The sequence below is a fragment of the Streptococcus tangpeifui genome, from assembly GCF_044503215.1.
GTDB lineage: Bacteria > Bacillota > Bacilli > Lactobacillales > Streptococcaceae > Streptococcus > Streptococcus tangpeifui.
This window is the reverse complement of record NZ_CP172427.1, coordinates 399,296-419,488: the sequence shown is the minus strand read 5'-3', so window position 1 is coordinate 419,488 and position 20,193 is coordinate 399,296. Positions and strand designations below refer to the sequence as shown.

At 44.5% G+C, this 20,193-nt stretch carries 12 protein-coding genes; 3 read left to right on the top strand and 9 right to left on the bottom strand.

All coding sequences use genetic code 11. The features are described 5' to 3' along the window. Positions 1 to 33: 33 nt before the first annotated feature. Entirely contained in the window at positions 34 to 1,446 is a 1,413-nt protein-coding gene (locus tag ACFSN5_RS02050) for a Cof-type HAD-IIB family hydrolase (RefSeq protein WP_165329236.1), read from the bottom strand. 70 nt (positions 1,447 to 1,516) lie between these two features. Between ACFSN5_RS02050 and ACFSN5_RS02045 the strand changes: the two genes are divergently transcribed. Beyond that, positions 1,517 to 2,482 carry an asparaginase gene (locus ACFSN5_RS02045; RefSeq protein WP_165329237.1) on the top strand — a complete coding sequence of 322 codons (966 nt, stop codon included), beginning with the start codon at positions 1,517 to 1,519 and terminating at the stop codon, positions 2,480 to 2,482. 553 nt (positions 2,483 to 3,035) lie between these two features. Here the strand turns inward: ACFSN5_RS02045 and ACFSN5_RS02040 are convergent. Further along, a complete protein-coding gene (locus ACFSN5_RS02040) occupies positions 3,036 to 3,383 on the bottom strand; it encodes a MerR family transcriptional regulator (RefSeq protein WP_165329238.1) in 348 nt (115 codons plus the stop codon). 86 nt (positions 3,384 to 3,469) lie between these two features. On the opposite strand from ACFSN5_RS02040, the gene ACFSN5_RS02035 reads away from it, so the two are divergent. Then, positions 3,470 to 3,832: a carboxymuconolactone decarboxylase family protein gene (locus tag ACFSN5_RS02035; protein WP_165329239.1), complete on the top strand. Its 363-nt coding sequence runs from the start codon at positions 3,470 to 3,472 to the stop codon at positions 3,830 to 3,832. Positions 3,833 to 3,886: 54 nt separating this feature from the next. Here ACFSN5_RS02035 and recG read toward each other — a convergent pair whose 3' ends face one another. Next, a complete protein-coding gene (recG, locus tag ACFSN5_RS02030; RefSeq protein ID WP_165329240.1) occupies positions 3,887 to 5,902 on the bottom strand; it encodes an ATP-dependent DNA helicase RecG in 2,016 nt (671 codons plus the stop codon). Between the two features lie 258 nt (positions 5,903 to 6,160). Between recG and ACFSN5_RS02025 the strand changes: the two genes are divergently transcribed. Continuing rightward, on the top strand, positions 6,161 to 6,313 hold the full coding sequence (locus ACFSN5_RS02025) for a hypothetical protein (protein ID WP_165208902.1): 153 nt from the start codon (positions 6,161 to 6,163) through the stop codon (positions 6,311 to 6,313). Between the two features lie 100 nt (positions 6,314 to 6,413). On the opposite strand, the gene alr is transcribed toward ACFSN5_RS02025, so the two are convergent. The 6 genes from alr to ACFSN5_RS01995 form a co-directional block, all read right to left on the bottom strand. Then, positions 6,414 to 7,517: an alanine racemase gene (alr, locus tag ACFSN5_RS02020; RefSeq protein WP_165208898.1), complete on the bottom strand. Its 1,104-nt coding sequence runs from the start codon at positions 7,515 to 7,517 to the stop codon at positions 6,414 to 6,416. A 56-nt stretch (positions 7,518 to 7,573) separates the two neighbouring features. Next, the gene (gene acpS / locus ACFSN5_RS02015; protein WP_165208895.1) at positions 7,574 to 7,927 is read right to left on the bottom strand and encodes a holo-ACP synthase; all 354 of its coding nucleotides are present in this window, start codon (positions 7,925 to 7,927) and stop codon (positions 7,574 to 7,576) included. 186 nt (positions 7,928 to 8,113) lie between these two features. After that, positions 8,114 to 9,172 carry a 3-deoxy-7-phosphoheptulonate synthase gene (locus ACFSN5_RS02010; protein WP_165208891.1) on the bottom strand — a complete coding sequence of 353 codons (1,059 nt, stop codon included), beginning with the start codon at positions 9,170 to 9,172 and terminating at the stop codon, positions 8,114 to 8,116. 1 nt (position 9,173) lies between these two features. Beyond that, a complete protein-coding gene (locus ACFSN5_RS02005; RefSeq protein WP_165208886.1) occupies positions 9,174 to 10,205 on the bottom strand; it encodes a 3-deoxy-7-phosphoheptulonate synthase in 1,032 nt (343 codons plus the stop codon). A 488-nt stretch (positions 10,206 to 10,693) separates the two neighbouring features. Continuing rightward, positions 10,694 to 13,228 carry a preprotein translocase subunit SecA gene (secA, locus tag ACFSN5_RS02000; protein ID WP_165208882.1) on the bottom strand — a complete coding sequence of 845 codons (2,535 nt, stop codon included), beginning with the start codon at positions 13,226 to 13,228 and terminating at the stop codon, positions 10,694 to 10,696. Between the two features lie 497 nt (positions 13,229 to 13,725). After that, entirely contained in the window at positions 13,726 to 19,884 is a 6,159-nt protein-coding gene (locus ACFSN5_RS01995; protein ID WP_398600922.1) for a collagen-flanked surface repeat-containing protein, read from the bottom strand. Positions 19,885 to 20,193: the final 309 nt, after the last annotated feature.

Genomic DNA, 20,193 nt, shown 5'->3' with positions numbered 1-20,193 from the left:
ATAACTTCTGCTTTCGTCAATTCGGAAAGTAGATTAGTCTTTATCTTTAGGACTGTTAGCCTCAGTAATTTGCCGCCGCAGAGCTTTATGCAGCTGGCGATCAACTTCTCGCTTAATGGCAGGCTCTGGAGCAAAACGCTTTTCCCAATCATCCGGTTTTAAAATTTTGTGAGTCACTGGGTCAAAATGGGCTTTGCCATCTGGGAAAGTCTTACCCATATTAGCCGCATGAACAATATCAAAAATACCACTAGGATCAACCCCCATCAGGACGAAGGAGCCGTAGGTCAGATAGAGCAAATCAATCAAAGCATCAACTTGCCCAACCAGCGGGCTCTCTGGATGCTTTTTAGACTGCACCTTGGTTGCTGCCTTATCCAAAGCAGTATGCAAATTAGCTAGGGCCCGCTCAAAGTCGTCCGGAGTCTGGCAGGTTGCATAAATGAATTCAACAATTTCCTCCAATTTAAAGTCAGCCCGATGGCTTGCTTCTTCAAGGCCGTAGACTCGAGGAGTATTGTTAGTTGCCCCATCCATAAGTCGGTGAAAATCACGCACTTTGTTGAAATTATCATCAGTCGACAGAAAGTCAGATTCACTTTCCAGATGGATGAGACCGTAATGGGATAGAGCCTTGGCAATACCATTTTGATTGTTGGAGTCAGTGATATAGTGAGCCGTCTGCTTGAGCGCCTCAGTCCCATTCCCCATAGCAATACCGATACCAGAACCCAACAGCATCTCAATATCATTTTCGGAATCGCCAAAGGTCATGACTTCGGACAGCTCAAAATCAAAGATCTGACCCAAGCGTTCAATCCCTTTAATTTTAGACTGGCCTTCTGAAATCAAGTCAGCTGAGTAGGGACTGGAACGAGTGATCTTAATATGAGGAAACCGATCCTGAATCTTACTGGTCTCTCCTTCTGTTGCCACCATGACAACCTGATAGACAGGCTCACGCATGATAGTCTTTAGAGCCTCTAAATTCTGAGGTTTGACTCGGCGAATAACATTTTTAAAGGACCGTTCAACAAACTTGGTCAGGCGTTTGGGGACCAGTCGACTGGCTACTTGGCCGAAACGGGAAGTTCCCATATTGATGATATTAGAACCTAAGAGGCCGACCGATGTCCCTAGAGAAACTTCTCTTCGACGTTCTTGAGCATATTTTATCAAACGGTAGACAGTTGATTTGGGTAATTGATTCTGATAGATAACCCGATCGCGACTGACGATATACTGACCATTATAAGTGACCGCAAAATCCAGCCCCAGATTTTCCATGAAAGGAGCGACAAAAGCCGGACCGCGACCAGTAGCTAGGCCAACAAAGATGCCTTGATTTTTCAGCTCAGCAATAGCTTGCTGGGTCGTCCGTGAAACATTTTTGCGATCGTTCAAAAGCGTGCCATCAATATCAAAAAATACTGCTTTAATTACCAAAACGCCGGCTCCTTCCCAGTCTTTTATGATAGAATAAATTATAGCACAATTTCAGAAAGAAAAAAGTACGATGAAAAAAATCCTTGTTCTCCATACTGGCGGCACTATTTCTATGCAGGCAGACGATGCTGGTCGAGTTAACTCCAGCAAGGATAACCCTATGAGACATATTGGGCTAGACCTGTCTAATATTGAATTAACCATTCTTGATTTTCTTAACATTCCCAGCCCCCACATGACTCCTTATCACATGCTGGCTCTTTACCATAAGATTAGGGAATGTGCCAACCAATTCGATGGAGTGGTTATCACTCATGGAACTGATACTTTGGAAGAAACAGCTTACTTTTTGGATACCATGGCGATTCCTGAGATTCCCATTGTTTTGACAGGAGCCATGCGCTCCTCTAATGAATTGGGAAGTGATGGTGTCTATAATTACCTGTCGGCCATTCGAGTCGCCAGTCATGATAAGGCAGCAGACAAGGGGGTGTTGGTAGTCATGAACGATGAAATCCATGCAGCCAAATATGTAACCAAGACCCATACCACCAATGTGGCTACCTTTAATACCCCAACCCACGGTCCTCTTGGTATTATTATGAAACATGATATTCTCTTTTTTAAAACGGCAGAACCCCGGGTTCGCTTTGATCTAGATACTATCACTGGAACAGTCCCCATCATCAAGGCCTATGCTGGCATGGGAGTAGGTGATGGGATTATCAGTCTTTTAGATCCGCAAAAAATTGATGGGGTGGTTATTGAAGCCTTAGGTGCTGGAAACCTACCACCCGAAGCAGCTAGTGAGTTGGAATGGCTAATGAGTCAAAATGTACCAGTTGTGCTTGTCTCGCGTTGCTTCAACGGTATTGCCGAACCTGTCTATGCTTATCCCGGTGGCGGTGTCAAACTACAAGAATCCGGAGTTATGTTTGTCAAGGAACTCAACAGTCAAAAGGCTAGACTCAAGCTTCTTATCGCTCTGAGCGCTGGATTAAAAGGGAAAGCATTAAAGGAATATATTGAGGGATAATAAAAGAGTAAGAAGGCAAGATTAGTGGTCGCTATAGGTGACCAGCTTAATTATTCAGACTGTTTAACCTATAGGTATACTGTATTCTCTGCGGATACTGATTAATGCTTAAACCATCTAGTCTACCATCACAAATCCCCACTAAGTTAAGAGAGCTATTTCAAAATAATAGGCTGGAAAAAAAGTATTCCAGCCTTCTATTTTTTTGCAGTAATAACAGTTTGACGCAGTGGCTGGGAGTAAGACTTGTTGGCTATACCAAGAAGTCTTACCCCTGCACAGTTCATTAGGTGCTTTAGCTAGCACCAATAAACCACTGCTGATTGGAGGTCCTTATCTTGGGGTGCCGTCCCAATTTCAGGCATCCCCTTAAACAGTCCACGGACTGTTTAACTACTCCGCAATTGTTAGCAGCCAACCTAATAACTGTGCGGAGGTGGGACGACGATGTCAATTGATTTATATAAAAATTGACTTCTTATACGTAATCTTCAGAGATTACAATGCTTTGTGGGTGAGGGCTAAACTATCATGGCTGTTTGCCCCACTCCCTTTATTTCATCATATCTCGATAAATAGCCATTTTATCCTTCAAATTTTTCATAAACGATTGGTAATCAGCTATCTTAGATTCCAGAAAAAGTTGATGCTCTTGTAAAATTTCAAAACGCTCTTTAACAGTCTCTTCACCCTGATATCGCAAATCAGCATAGCGCTTGATTTGTGATAAGGGCATTCCCATGGACTTTAAGCGTTTAATGAACTCAGCAAATTCTAAATCCTTATCCGAAAACTCTCGAATACCATTATGACGTTGGACCTGCAGGAAACCCTGCTTTTCATAATACCTTAATGTACTTTCTTTAATCCCCGTTTTTTTAGCAAATTCACTAATTTTCATTTTTCCCTTGACTTAAACCTCCCTTTAAGTTTTACAATCAGTATATCACATGAATTTGTGAAATAAAAAATGAAAAGAGAAATCTTATGACACAATCGCGCTTTGACATTGGTTTAGAAAAATTCGCTGAAATTGACGGGGAGTTAGGGCAGGCCACCAAAGAAAATTTAGACCAAATTTCACCTGACCTTTCTAGAATGGTCATTGAAATGTTTGGGGATGTCTACAAAAGAGAAGGATTACCCCTAAGAACACGGGAACTTATAGCCATATCTACCTTGCTGGCTATGGGAGGCTGTGAAGAACAGCTGCGGATGCACACCTATGCTGCCTTATCTGCTGGTGTGACCAAAGAAGAAATCGTTGAGGTTTTGATTCAAGACATCAACTATTGTGGTATTGCTAGAGTTTTAAATGCTGCTAAGGTCATCAAGGAAGTTTTAGCCTAAACCACTTAACTATTCAGAAAGGAAAAATTTCTTTTCTGAATTTTTTATTGTTTTCTAATCAAAATTTCCTCGTTCTTTTAAATTGGCTGAGAGCATGGACCAACGGGGATCGGCCTGCCAATCCTTCTGAGCAACAATTTGACTGGCAACTTTTCTAGCTTCCTCTAAGATATTATAGTCTTCGACAATATCTGCCACTTGAAACTCTGGAATTCCCGACTGACGGGTACCAAAGATTTCACCGGACCCCCGCATTTTCAGATCTTCCTCAGCCAGAACAAAGCCATCAGTGGTCTCACACATGGCTTGCATCCGCCGTTTACCAACCTCATTTTTAGGATTGGCTACCAAAACACAGTAGGACTGCTTATCACCCCGACCGACTCGGCCTCGCAGTTGGTGGAGTTGGCTGAGACCAAAGCGGTCAGCATCCATAATAATCATGACTGTGGCATTGGGAACATTGACTCCAACTTCGATCACAGCCGTTGAAACCAGAACTTGCAGCTTTCCATCATTGAAGTCCTGCATAATCTGATCTTTTTCATCATTTTTCATGCGACCGTGCATGAGAGCTATCTGGGTTTGATCTCCGAAGAAATCAACCAGCTCTTGATGCAAATCAAGAGCATTTTTCAAATCCAAACTCTCTGATTCTTCAATCAAAGGAGAAATGACATAGGCTTGTGCCCCTTTACTTACCTCTCCCTGTAACCAAGTCAGGACTGTTTCTAACTGTTCATGTTTAACCCAGCGGGTAATAATAGGCTTGCGCCCAGCCGGCATCTGATCAATAACAGAGACATCCATTTCGCCAAAAGCCGTTATGGCCAAAGTTCTAGGGATAGGGGTGGCTGTCATCATGAGAACATCAGGATTATTCCCCTTCTCACGGAAAATTCGGCGCTGATTAACGCCAAAACGATGCTGCTCATCGGTAATGACCAGTCCCAACTTGTGGTAGGAAACCCCGTCTTGAATTAAAGAATGAGTCCCAACTACCATATCCACCGAACCGTCTGCAATCCCAGTCAGAGCTGCCTTTTTAACTGCTGATTTCATGCCAGCAGTCAAGAGAGCAATGTTAAGGTCAGGAAAAAGCTTAATCAGGCTCTCAAAATGCTGTTGAGCCAAGATTTCTGTCGGTACCATCAGGGCTGATTGAAAACCTGCCGTATAGGCCGCATACATAGCCAGACTGGCGATGACTGTCTTGCCAGAGCCCACATCACCTTGCAAAAGCCGGTTCATGTGGGCACCTGATTTCATGTCAGCTAAAATTTCTTCCAAACTCCGCTTCTGGGCCTGAGTCAAACTAAAGGGGAGCTGGTCAATCTCTTTTTTGAGGGCCTGCTCGTCGTAAGGGATAGCTAGTCCGTTGCTTGCCGCCCTGTTTTGCGATTTAAGAACCTGCAAATTGAGCTGAAAATAAAAGAGTTCTTCAAATTTAATTCGTCGCAAGGCCTGCTTGTATTCAGCTAGGTCTTTTGGAAAATGCATAGCCCTAGTTGCTGTCTGACGATCTAAAAGTCGGTACCTTGCTAGCAGTTCCTGAGGCAGATTCTCTTCAAGTTCTTCCAAAGCTCCGCTATCAAAGGCTGCCTTGATGGCCTTGACTAAGGCATTTTGCGAAATTCCTTGGGCTACGTGGTAGACTGGCTGCATATCATCTTGAACTTGAGCTAGAACCTTCATCCCCGTCACAGCTGACTTGAGAGCATCCCACTTGCCAAAGATAGCGACTTCTTGCCCTAGTTCAATTTTATCGGCCAGATAAGGTTGGTTGAAAAAACTGACTGCAATCACAGCATCGCCCTGCTTGAGCTTAAAGGATAGACGATTTCGCTTAAAGCCGTAATATTGAACATTGGCAGGTGTCACAACAGTTCCTGTAACAACAGCCTTTTCCCCATCAAGCAGTTCGGCGACAGACCTAGCCTTAAAATCCTCATAGCGAAAAGGATAGTAAAGTAGGAGATCTCCCACTGTATAAAGCCCTAACTTGGTAAATTTTTCAGCGGACTTGGGCCCAAATCCTTTGAGCACCGCAATTGGTTGGTCACATAACATGAGTTTATTATAACACACTGTCCGACTGGGAGGATACTCAGCTACTATCGCCGATTCCTATGATTGCCAAAATTAAATTATCAGATTTTTATAATAATATCCCGTTCACGACATATTTTGACCGTTTCACGACAAGTATATATTATCACTGACATTTTATGCTACTATATTCCTGCCTAATATATTTGAAGAAAATTTTTCTAAATTCTTATCAAGTTCATCTCTTGCATTTTCACCATATCAGGAGGCCAGCAGGATATGCGAAAACAAAAATTAGCATCCTTACTGATTTTAGTAGTTTTAGGAATCACAAATTTATTTAGACATCTGGGATTATTAGCGCAAGTGATTAACCTCCTTGGCCTCTCCCTTTTGCTATATGCAATTCTTACGGATAAGGATAAAAGCTAACGAGACTAGCTGAAAAATAGGCTTAATCCCCCCTTAAATAATAGAAATAGCCCCCACTGAAACAACAACGGTTGCTAAGTGAGGGCTGTTTGATTACTTTTTATTCATATTCTCTCGGTACACGATCACTAAGTAGGCAGAGTACTTCATAGTTAATCGTTCCCCGCTTTTGAGCCACATCGGTGGCTGAAATGGTTTGATCAACGCTTGTACCAATTAGAGTCACTTTTGTCCCCAAAGGATAACTTTGAGGCAATTTGACTGTAATCTGATCCATAGACACACGTCCGACAATGGGGCATCTCTGCCCATCAATCAAAACATCAAATCCTTGCATATCCCGGGTCCAGCCATCCGCATAGCCAAGAGGCAGGGTACCGATCCATTCTTCCTCAGAACTAGTATAAGTGGCCCCGTAACCTATATCTGTGCCAACCGGAACTTTTTTCACATGAACTAAGGCAGACTCCAAGGTCAGAGCAGGTTTTATTGTATAGGGTAAAGTCAACTCACAACCGCTAGGATTGAGACCATAAATAACCAAGCCTAAGCGAACAGCGGTAAAAATGCCCTCCCTGTGCCAAAGACTCGTTGCCGAATTACTCGCGTGAACAATTTCTGGGCAATAATCTAAGCCTGCTACTAACTCCTTGAAAAAAGCCAGTTGTTCTTGGAACTTATGATCATCAGCTTCATCAGCTGTAGCAAAATGGGTAAAAATCCCTCTGACCTGACTGCCAGCCTTCAATAGTCCTGAAATCAAGTCGTTAGCCTCAGCCAGACTGCGAACCCCAATTCGCCCCATACCTGAATCTACAGCAACATGAATCAAAATTCCTTCTAAATCAAGCTGCTTCTGCTGAGCTGCTTCTAACCATTCTAAACTGGCTACTGTCAGAGTCAGGCGATAATCTCGAGCTAGGGCAACTTCATCTGGCAGAACCACACCTAAGATGAGAATAGGCTTTCTTATTCCAGCCTGACGCAGCTCAATCCCTTCATCAATATTAGAAACACAGAAACCATCTACCAACCTTTGAATATGGCTGGCAACAGCAACAGCTCCATGTCCATAGGCATTGGCCTTAACAACAGCAAAGGTTTTAACTGCTTGAGGAATACGATCCTGAACCTGTTTAATATTATTTGAAATAGCTGACAAATCAACCTTAGCCAGAGTTGGTCGGTGTAAACTTGAAATCATATCAGAACCTCTTTTTTGATTTTATTTCAAAGACAGTAAAAAAATTCTAACTTCCGCTAATCCACTTCCAAAATCACACTGGCTTGAACAAAACCACCGCTATGAGAAATAGAGACAAAAGCATTACCTGAGAAGACCTTGCTGGTAATAATAGGAGCTCCTTTTTCATTAGTTGCCACCTCAATATCATGAAAACGTAATTTACCGATTCCAGTCCCCCAGGCCTTGGCAAAAGCTTCCTTGGCTGACCAGCGTCCTGCCAGATATTCCATTTTTCTTCGACCTTCGAGAGAGTCAAAACGCTGAAACTCTAAATCGGTCAGAACTTTTTGAGCAAAAGCAGGATTGCGGACATAAGCTCCTTCAACCCGCGAAATCTCCTGCAAATCAATACCGTGTCCAATAATCATCTTTTATCCTTCACATAAAATTCATCCCAGCCTAGAAACCCGGGCTGACTCTTTCTTATTGCAGTATGTTTCAGTAAAATAATCCCTCGTTCAGCTTAAAAAGCGTGATTTTTAAAAAGAGATTAGCCACTGACTTCCACCTTAATCTCACGGTAAAGGAGCTGAGATTTTCCCAGCTCCCGACCATTAGTTATTTAAAAAGTCTTCAAAGGAATCCTTACCTAAGGTTTGGTAGATTTCTCGAATCAATTTTTCGGTCTTATCCCAACCCAGACATGGATCCGTAATAGATTTACCAAAGACTTCTGGCTTGTCCTGACGGCCATCTTCTAAATAAGATTCAATCATAAAGCCACGCACATACTTGTTAATCTGCTTATTCCAATCACGATTAATCAAGGTTTGCCGAACAATTCGAATTTGATCCAGATAGTTCTTGCCAGAATTATCATGATTAGTGTCGATCAGGATGAAGGGATAAGCTAATCCCATCTGCTCGTAACGTTCAATGGCCTTGACTAAAATATCATAGTAAAAATTAGGCTCATTTTCACCATGTTCATTCGTTGCTCCACGCAGAATGGCATGAGCCAGTGGATTTCCATCAGTGTCAACTTCAGCATCATGATAGATAAAGTTCTGCTTGTTCTGAGCTGCATAGATAGCATTAAACATAATATTAAGATTGCCGGAAGTTGGATTTTTCATACCAGTTGGGACATCAATCCCCGAAGCCACAAAACGATGTTCCTGATCTTCAACTGAACGCGCCCCAATCGCATGGTAGGAAACCAAGTCATCAACTAAGGGTAGATTTGAAGGATAGAGCATTTCATCTGCTGTGGTCAAACCAGTTTCGGTAATCACACGATAGTGCAGATTTCGGACTGCTGCAATCCCATTGATGAGATCGGGTAATTTTGAAGTATCCGGTTGGTGAATCAGGCCCTTGTAGCCATCACCATTAGTCCGTGGCTTAGCTGTATAGACCCGCATAACCATAAAAACACGGTCTTTAACTTCTTCCTGCAAGGCAGATAGGCGGTGAGCATATTCTAAAACAGCATCTTCATTATCGGATGAACAAGGTCCGATAACCAAGAGCAGGCGATCGTCCTCTCCTTTAATGATAGCATCTAGTTCTTTATCTCTAGCTTCTTTTTTAGCCAGTGCCTCTCCTTCAAGTTTTGACAGTTGTTTAACTTGAGCAACGTTAATTTTTTGGCTCTTTTGATGAATTCCCATATTATTTTCCTAGTGTTTCGTATATTTCGTGGATGAGTTCAGCAGTTTTATCCCAACCCAAGCAAGGGTCAGTGATAGACTTACCATAGACATCTGGTTGGTTTTGACGGCCGTCTTCTAAATAAGACTCAATCATAAAGCCACGAACAAATTTGTTAATTTTATCACTCCAGTCACGGTTAATCAGGGTTTGCCGGACGATCCGCACCTGTTCCAGATACTGCTTTCCAGAGTTATCGTGGTTAGTATCAATAACGATAAATGGATTTTCCAAGCCCATCTCTTCATACTGATCGATGGTCGCCAGAAGATCATCATAATAGTAGTTTGGCACATTCTTACCATACTCATTGAGAGCCCCCCGCAAAATAGCGTGAGCTAGAGGGTTTCCTGTTGTTTTGACTTCCTGACCGTTATAGAGGAAGTTCTGCGGAGATTGGGCAGCATACATGCCATTGAACATAACATTGAGGTTACCTGAAGTTGGATTCTTCATGCCAGTTGGGACATCAATACCCGAAGCTACAAAACGGTGTTGTTGATCTTCAACCGAACGAGCTCCAATAGCAATATAAGATACCAAATCATCAACTAAAGAGAGGTTTTCTGGATAAAGCATTTCATCTGCCGTGGTCAATCCAGTTTCGGTAATCACCCGATAATGGAGATTACGAACAGCTTTGATACCATTAATCAGATTGGGCTGACCTTGAGCATCTGGCTGGTGAACCAAACCCTTGTACCCATCACCATTGGTCCGCGGTTTAGCGGTGTAAACCCGCATCACCATAAAGACGCGTTCTTTGACCTTTTCTTGTAAATCAGCCAAACGATGGGCATAATCTAAGACAGCATCTTCATTGTCTGATGAGCAAGGACCTATAACCAAGAGCAGACGGTCGTCCTCTCCCTTGATAATCGCCTCTAGCTCTTTATCACGTGCTTCCTTACGTGATAAGGCTTGGCCGGTTAATTTAGAAATCTGCCGAACCTTCTCAACATCAATTTTGTCACTTTCTGGAATAAATGCCATACTTGCCTCCCTTTTAATATAAAATAAAACTCCGAAGAGACTTATTTTGAAGACTAGATTTGCTAGGGTAACTCCAAAAACTTGGGAGGAAATTGCCCTTACAACCCAGTAACATTTTGAATTTGTAAAAGTAAAAGTGATATAAAATACATTATATCACTTTCTAGTCTTATTTCAATCTGATTTTAGACAGTTATGCAACTCTATACCAGCATTAAGAACTTGTATTCACATTTTTTGACAGTTAGCCTTATGTGGTAGGGACGCAAGCGACCTCCTAACGGAGTTCCATTGCTCATTTTCAAGCCAGAGTCTTGAAAATCCCCTCGACGATTGACTTAAATAGGACAATCGTCTTTTTACCACGGCGGCAACTGTCTGTTTTGAGCGACCTTATGGTCGCTTTTCCCAGCTGACGCTAAGAATTTAAACTTGTGAATACAGTTTCTAAGTTCTGCTGACTTTAAACGGCTCAACAATCTGCCTGCCTAACTAACCCGACGACGGCCGTGGCAATTTTTGAACTTCTTACCAGAACCGCACGGACAAGGATCATTGCGCTTGACATCGGTGAAGTCAAGGTCTTGATCTGCTACTACTTGACCAGACCTTTGAGCTGCAATATTAGCCGCTGCAGTTGTATGAGCCTGAGCTGTTGTTTTTTCCCGTTCTTGCTGATGAATTTGTGCCTTCATCATCAGACGAGTCACATCAAACTCAATGGCTCCAATCATATCATTGAACATGCGGAAACTTTCAGATTGGTATTCAACGATAGGGTTATTCTGGGCATACCCACGCAGACCAACGGAATTACGCAATTGATCAAGAGCATCGATATGGTCGGTCCATTTGTTATCCACAACTCGTAAAATCAGCACCTTTTGAAACTCGATAACAGACTCTTGATCCGGCAGCTTAGCGATCTGCGAATCGTAAACGTCCATAGCGCGGTCGTAGAGTTCATCCTTCATTTCTTCATAAGACCACTCATCTAAGTCATCCATACTGATAGAATCTTCAGGCAGGAGATTATTGTGAGCAAAATTAAGAATAGCTTCCAAGGCTTCGTCAACATTACTATTGCGACTATGACCATCTATGGTACGGTCAATGGTCCGCCGAATCATCGCTTTAATTTCTGGGCCAAGATCGCGTTCAGCCGTAATAACATCATAACGCTCGGCATAGATGATTTCACGCTGTTCCCGCATGACATCATCGTATTGGAGGACTTGTTTCCGAATATCGTAGTTATTTCCTTCAACGCGTTTTTGAGCAGACTCCACCTGACTGGTCAGAAGGCGCGATTTTATCACCACATCTTCATCCTCTGGCGAGACTCTCTCCAAGAAGAACTTAACTCGCTCAGACCCGAAACGTTTCATCAGGTCATCTTCGAAGGATAGATAAAATTGAGATTCTCCCTTGTCTCCTTGACGACCTGAACGACCGCGCAGCTGGTTATCGATCCGGCGGCTTTCATGGCGTTCTGTACCAATAACGCAAAGGCCGCCTAACTCTACAACACCCTTACCAAGCTTAATGTCTGTACCCCGACCAGCCATATTGGTTGCAATGGTAACAGCGCCGCGTTGCCCCGCATTCATAATAATTTGCGCTTCTTTTTCGTGGTTCTTGGCATTTAGGACCTCATGCGGAATACCAGCCTTTTGCAACTTCTTAGAGATTAAATCAGAAGTCTCAACTGCTACGGTACCGACCAAAACAGGCTGTCCTTTTTCATGACGTTCCTTAATATCTTCAATAACCGCCCTAAACTTAGCATCTGTAGTTGCAAAAAGCAAGTCTGGGTGGTCAATACGCTGGACAGGTCGGTTGGTTGGAATCGGAATGACCCGCATGTTGTAAATTTCACGGAACTCTTCTTCCTCAGTTTTACCAGTACCAGTCATCCCTGAGAGCTTACGATACATCCGGAACATATTTTGATAAGTGATTGAAGCCGACGTCTTGGATTCATCTTGAATTGGCACACCTTCTTTAGCTTCAATGGCTTGGTGGAGACCGTCAGAAAAACGCCGTCCTTCCATGGTTCGACCAGTGAACTGATCGACAATGAGAACTTCTCCTTCAGAAACCACATAGTCCATATTAAGAGTCATGATATAGTTGGCCCGCAAAGCATTATCAATATAATGGGTCAAGGCAACATTATCAATATCGTAAAGGTTTTCTAAATTGAAGAATTCCTCAGCCTTATCAATTCCTGAGTCCATAAGGCCAATGGTCTTAGAAGGGACATCAATAGCATAATCGACAGATTCCAACGTCTTAACAAACTTATCAGCCCGTGTATAGAGAGCACTAGTTTCGGAACTGACAGGCCCTGATACGATCAAAGGTGTCCGCGCTTCGTCAATTAGAACCGAGTCAACTTCATCAACCAGAGCGTAGTTAAGCGGACGCTGTACCATATCCTCCTTGCGGACAACCATGTTATCACGAAGATAATCAAATCCGACTTCTGAGTTGGTTGAATAAGTAATGTCACAGTTATAAGCTTCCCGCTTTTCAGCTGGCGACTTAGAAGACAAGTTAATCCCAACCGAGAGACCAAGCCAGCTGTAAAGCTCTCCCATCTCAGTGGCATCACGAGCGGAAAGATATTCGTTGACGGTAATAACATGAACCCCATCGCCTGCTAAGGCATTGAGGTAAACAGGCATAGTTGCCGTCAACGTTTTACCTTCACCAGTCCGCATTTCTGAAACATCACCATTGTGGAGAACAATCCCCCCCATGATTTGCACACGGTAAGGGAAGAGGCCAAGCACCCGCTTAGCGCCTTCACGAACAACCGCAAATGCCTCAAACAGCAATTGATCCAGCGTCTCTCCCTCTTGATAACGCTTCTTAAATTCCTCAGTTTTGCCTTGAAGTTCTGAATCTGACAATGCTTCCATTTCGTCCGCATAAGATTCAACCTTCTTGGCCATCTTTTCTAATTTTCTAATTTCGCCTCTGTCATTTTCAATGACCTTGCGTAAAATATTTGCCATCTCTTTTCCTTTCGATAGTCACTAACATCATATTTTATCATAAAAGCCATACCGATACAATAATTCAACTAGCCTAATCCATTCAAAATACTAGGTTGAATTGGCCATTTATTTTTCTAACAACAAAGTATCTGGCAGCCTGCTATGGATAGTCAGATTTAATAGGCTTATTCAAAAATAAGTCAGATTACAATTAATTCAGTTCGTAACTCAAATCGCTTCCCTTGATTGCGATAGGAATAAACTATAATTGAAAAGTCTTAAATTTGGCATTGAAATGTTCCTCTTCTATGCGAATAAACACTATTGCATAACCTATCTTTCTCGGTTAGTTGATGATGAAATGATCAATGTTTGCTACATCAATACAGATACCACAAAACTCAAATCACTTTAAGCTAAAAAGCAACAGTCAATCAACTGTTGCTTTTACTGTATGGGACTATTTATCAACTTAGACCTAAATGAAGCTAAATTTAACTTCCGTATTGCGTTAATTAAATATCGCCATCTTGTCTTTTTCCAAATACCCCAACCATGACTACAAGGACAAGAGCGCTACCTGCAAGACTAGCAAAACTTAGATTTTTATCACCTGTCTCTGGTAAACGTTTTGACTGTCTATCATGCTTTTTCGTCACCAACTGTACAGGTACTTCATTAACAACGACGCTGGTCTTTCTACTCTCACTAGAAACTGAATTTGGAAGATCAGTATCATGAGTCCCCGGATCGTCAGATGAATCAGGAGTAGGGGCATTAGGTACAATTGGAGGGAGCGGAGGCAGAGGTTGACCAGGAATTACCGGCGGACAACCACAGATACCGCCACGACCATCTTTTCCATCCCTAACAGTCACTGTTGACGTTGATCCATCTGCATTCGTTACTGTAATCGTATAGCTACCATCATGATTATCGGTAACTTGTACGATTGGTGCTTTACCATCTTTACCGTCTTTACCATCTCTTACAGTTACTGATGAGGTTGTTCCATCGCCATTCATTAGCGTAATAGTATATGTACCATTTCCGTTATCTTTAACGGTTGCAGTAGCCGATTTACCGTCCCTGCCGTCTACACCGTCACGACCAGCGGCTCCGGTGTCTCCTTTGTCACCCTTATCGCCTTTAGCTCCTTGGGCGCCATCAGAAACGGTCACGCTGCTCTTTTCGTCTTCGGAAACGACACCATCACCGTTGGTGTCCGTACCAGTGGTGATCGTCTTAGTACCGTCGTGGTTATCGACAACATCGACGAAGCCAGCCGCACCAGCTTTGCCGTCCTTGCCATCTACGCCATCACGACCAGCGGCTCCAGTATCCCCTTTATCGCCTTTGGCTCCGTCGGAAACGGTAACGTTGGTCTTCTCATCGTCAGAAACGATGCCATCACCGTTAGTATCGGTTCCTGTGGTGATCGTCTTAGTACCGTCATGGTTATCGACAACATTGACGAAGCCGGCGGCGCCTGCTTTACCATCTACACCATCACGGCCGGCTGCACCTGTATCGCCCTTGTCACCTTTAGCTCCGGTGTCTCCTTTTTCACCCTTATCGCCTTTAACGCCTTGGGCACCATCGGAAACGGTAACGCTGCTCTTTTCGTCGTCAGAAACGATGCCATCACCGTTAGTATCGGTTCCTGTGGTGATCGTCTTAATACCGTCGTGATTATCCACGACATTGACAAAGCCTGCGGCGCCGGCTTTACCGTCCTTGCCGTCTACGCCGTCACGACCTGTAGCTCCGGTATCACCCTTGGCACCTTGGGCACCGGTGTCTCCTTTTTCACCCTTATCGCCTTTAACGCCTTGGGCGCCATCAGAAACAGTGACACGGCTCTTCTCATTTTCTGAGACTACACCATCGCCATTAGTATCCGTACCTGTAGTGATTGTCTTGGTGCCGTTGTGGTTATCCACGACATCGACGAAACCGGCGGCACCAGCTTTACCATCTACGCCATCACGACCGGCGGCACCTGTATCGCCCTTGTCACCCTTGGCACCTTGGGCGCCATCGGAAACAATTACGCTGGTCTTCTCATCGTCAGAAATGATGCCGTCACCGTCGATATCCGTACCTGTGGTGATTGTCTTGGTGCCATTGTGGTTATCGACAACATTGACGAAACCGGCGGCACCTGCTTTACCGTCCTTGCCGTCACGGCCATCGCGACCGGCGGCTCCAGTGTCTCCCTTGTCGCCCTTAGCACCTTGAGCTCCATCGGAAACCGTTACGTTGTTCTTTTCATCGTCAGAGACAACGCCGTCGCCGTTAGTATCGGTTCCTGTAGTGATCGTCTTGGTACCATCGTGGTTATCAACAACATTGACGTAACCAGCCGCACCTGCTTTACCATCTACGCCGTCACGGCCATCGCGACCGGCAGCTCCAGTATCTCCTTTAGCGCCTTTATCTCCCTTGTCGCCTTTAGCGCCTTGGGCGCCATCGGAAACAGTCACACTAGTCTTTTCGTCTTCTGAGACCACACCATCGCCGTTAGTATCCGTACCAGTCGTAATCGTCTTGGTGCCGTCGTGGTTATCTACGACATTGACAAAGCCTGCGGCGCCGGCTTTACCGTCCTTGCCATCTACGCCGTCACGACCATCGCGACCTGCGGCTCCAGTGTCCCCCTTGTCGCCTTTAGCGCCTTGGGCGCCATCGGAAACAGTGACACGGCTCTTTTCATCTTCAGAGACCACACCATCGCCATTAGTATCCGTACCAGTCGTAATCGTCTTAGTGCCATTGTGGTTATCGACAACATTGACGTAACCCGCGGCGCCTGCTTTGCCGTCTACGCCGTCACGACCTGTAGCTCCGGTATCACCCTTGTCACCTTTAACACCTTGGGCTCCGTCTGAAACTGTCACGCTGTTTTTCTCATCGTCAGAAACGACACCATCGCCGTTAGTATCGGTGCCAGTCGTAATTGTCTTGGTGCCGTTATTGTTATCTACAACATTGACGAAGCCGGCGGCACCTGCTTTACCGTCTACACCATCGCGACCTGCAACGCCTGTGTCTCCTTTATCACCCTTGTCACCTTTGGCACCTTGGGCTCCATCGGAAACCGTCACGCTGCTCTTTTCATCGTCAGAAACGATGCCATCACCGTTGGTATCCGTACCAGTCGTAATCGTCTTGGTGCCGTTGTGGTTATCCACAACATCGACGAAACCGGCGGCACCTGCTTTACCGTCTTTGCCATCTCGGCCATCTCGACCTGCGGCTCCGGTATCTCCTTTAGCTCCTTGGGCTCCATCGGAAACAGTGACATGGCTCTTTTCATCTTCTGAGACCACACCATCGCCATTAGTATCCGTACCTGTGGTGATCGTCTTAGTGCCATTGTTGTTATCCTTGACATCAACGAAGCCTGCGGCGCCGGCTTTACCGTCCTTGCCATCTACACCATCGCGACCTGCAGCTCCGGTATCGCCTTTGTCACCTTTAGCTCCGGTGTCTCCTTTTTCACCCTTATCGCCTTTGGCACCAGTATCACCTTTGGCACCATCAGAAACAGTAACACTGTTCTTCTCATCGTCAGAAACGATGCCATCACCGTTAGTGTCTGTACCAGTTGTAATTGTCTTGGTACCATCGTGGTTATCAACAACATTGACGTAACCAGCCGCACCAGCTTTACCATCTACGCCGTCACGGCCATCGCGACCGGCAGCTCCAGTATCTCCTTTAGCGCCTTTATCTCCCTTGTCGCCTTTAGCGCCTTGGGCTCCATCGGAAACCGTCACGCTGCTCTTTTCATCGTCAGAAACGATGCCATCACCGTTGGTATCCGTACCAGTCGTAATCGTCTTGGTGCCGTTGTGGTTATCCACAACATCGACGAAACCGGCGGCACCTGCTTTACCGTCTTTGCCATCTACGCCATCTCGGCCATCTCGACCTGCAGCTCCGGTATCGCCTTTATCACCTTTGGCTCCTTGGGCTCCATCGGAAACAGTGACACGGCTCTTTTCATCTTCTGAGACCACACCATCACCGTTAGTATCGGTTCCTGTGGTGATCGTCTTGGTGCCATCGTGGTTATCGACGACATTGACGTAACCCGCGGCGCCTGCTTTACCATCTACGCCATCGCGACCTGCGGCTCCGGTATCGCCTTTGTCACCTTTTTCACCTTTAATAGTATTAACAGTAAATTGTGCCGAAGCTTCTTGTCCAAAGGCATCAGTGTATTTAACCGTGTAGGTACCATTTTCACCCGGTGTAATCTCGAGCTTAGGTTTCTGAGTATTAATTGAATAGGTGAAGACATTGCCATTCTGCTCAATATTAAGACCGTTTCCTGCGCGGAAGGTAATGGTATCACCACCATGAACCTGCTGAGCATCAGGGGCAACATTGGTATCGTTCACTTGATTTTGCGTACCTGTTCCAGCAGTACCGGATGTAGCAATCCAATGATAATCTCTGGTCAGAAGGTACAATTGCGAACCGTTGACAGCATCTGTGGAACTTTCAGAAATAGCTCCCGCTGCAACATTTTTGATTTGACGTTCTTTATCTTTATAACCAACTGAAACCTGATCGCCATCAGCTTTCACCTGACCGGCAAAACCGGAATAAGTAATATTATTGACAGTTGCTTCATTCTCTGCGGTTGCTTCTGAATCTGTTCTAGAATATGCACCAAGAGCAACAGAATTATAATAAGTAGATTCAGCTGAAGGACCAACTGCTGAGGAAAGAATCGCTTTCGATTTAGCTTGGGTACCAAGCGCTATACTGTTGGCCGCTTTGGCATTGGCATAGTAGCCCACACTAACACTTGAATCGGCATCGGCAGAAGCTGTATAACCAATATTTATTGCGCCGACACCGCTTGCTTTACCACCGAGGGCAATGGCTGAATTAGCGCCAGCATTGGCAGTATTACCAATAGCAATCGCATTTTCACCGTTGGCTTTTGTATAAGTACCAAGAGCAACTGCACCGCCCTTATTATCCAAATCAACATTGGTTTCTGCATAGTAACCAATAGCGGTATCATGATTGTTGGATGGTGTTGCATTGTCGCCCAGATGAACGGTACCCACAGGATTTTCACCAGCTACAGCCCTAAATACAGAGCCGCCCGATTGGGTTGGCTGAGCAGACACGGCTGATGCATTTATCGGATTAGCCGTAAGCGAAACAGATGGCAGACCAGGACCATTTTGTTCAGCTACATATAAATGGCTTTCTGTTACATAAGTTACAGCACCTGAACCAACATAGGTACCGTCAGGGTTTGTTGCTTCAACACTAGCCTGCGACAAAATAGTATAGCTGCCGGCCTGAGCAACCTGCCCTTCAATTTTACCAGTGGATGAATCATACACTAGGCCTTCTGGCAGACCATCCTTAGTAACGGTTTCTCCCTGAATCGTTGCACTGTAGCTAAATTTAGTTGAGACCGCATTAATTCCACCATTAACGGCAATACCAGAAATTTTACGACCAGAAAAAACAGCCTGATCACTCTTAGGCAGCGCATTAACATCCAGATCAATAGTCTTGCTGGCTGTAGCCCCATCAGCGGCTTGCACAGTAGCTTTAATTGTATACTGACCAGATTGGAGGACTGCCCCCGTTAATTGGCCACTTTCAGCATCATAGAAGAGGCCGGCAGGCAGCCCATCAACTACTTCAGCTGTCCCTTCTTTAGTATAACTAAAGGACAACTCTGCCTGTGCTGCCTTACTATCTGATGTTTCCTCCTCATCTTCATCAACATTGCCCATAAGGACAAGATCAATCGCCTGACCAGATTGGGTCGCTGTGATAGCAATGGGACGGATACTGCTCGCTTCATTCAGCGATTGATAGTCACGGCCAATAGTCACACCAAGGGTGCTTTGAGCTTGACCACCACGCTGTTCAGTAGCAATTTGCCTACTATGATGCTGTGCAGAAGTCTGCCCATTACTTGCTGCAGCTGTCACCTGATTAGCAGTCTTTTGAACATAGAACGTTACATACTTGGACTTTTGAAGTTCTAAAGCTGCAACAGCTTGCGTATCAGCTTGATTTGGAGCTAAAGCATAACCTGATAAGCCTAGTTGATTTAAGTTGGCTGTTTCAGTCACAATTTTATCAGCCAAATCATCAGCAGGAATCACCAAGGATTTAGCTGGTGTCTGAGCAATCGTCGTTTCGGAACCATCAGCTCCTTGCTCAACATAACGTACCTTATAAAAAACATAGGCATTCTGCCCTGCAGCATTCACTCTAGCCGAATCACTAACGTGGCTATTTGATTGTGAGCCCTCGCTTACTTGCGAGTGATCAGCAGTTGGATCATTATCGGTAGTTTGTTCTGCATTTTGTGACGTTTCTGCCAGACTATTATTCTCCCTTGATAGGCTCGCCTGACTTTCACCAGTGCTATTGCTAACACCAGCATCCTGTGTTGGCGTCACTGCTTGATCCGAACCAACCGACTGACCGGCTGACCCTTCCGAAGACTGAACAGCTACGACTGTAGACTGAGTTTGGGGCTGCTCTTCAGCGAGAACGCTACCTGTAGCGAACAAACTGACCCCAATCAAGGCCGAAGCTGCGCCAAACTTAAACTTACGAATAGAAAAGTATTCTTTCCTTTGAATAGAATACTTAGATTTCCTAGGCTTAGGTTTCATAGAATGTATCCATCCCTCTCTAAAGATTTTATGTTGATTATAAACACTTTTAAACATCTATTGTCAAAAGCAAGCACAATCACTCTAATTATAAAGCTTAAGAAAAATAATTGCAACCTAAATGTAATGTTTTTAATTATTTTTATTTTATCGGTCGTTTTACTGTCCACTCTTTGACAGGAAGGCAATACCATGACCTCGTTACGACTGCATTCTAACCAAAAACAGAACTTAGCCTAAGACTAAATTCTGTTGAGATGAGGTACTTTTCTCAGACTAAATTCTGCTGATCTGAAGCCTAGAACTTAC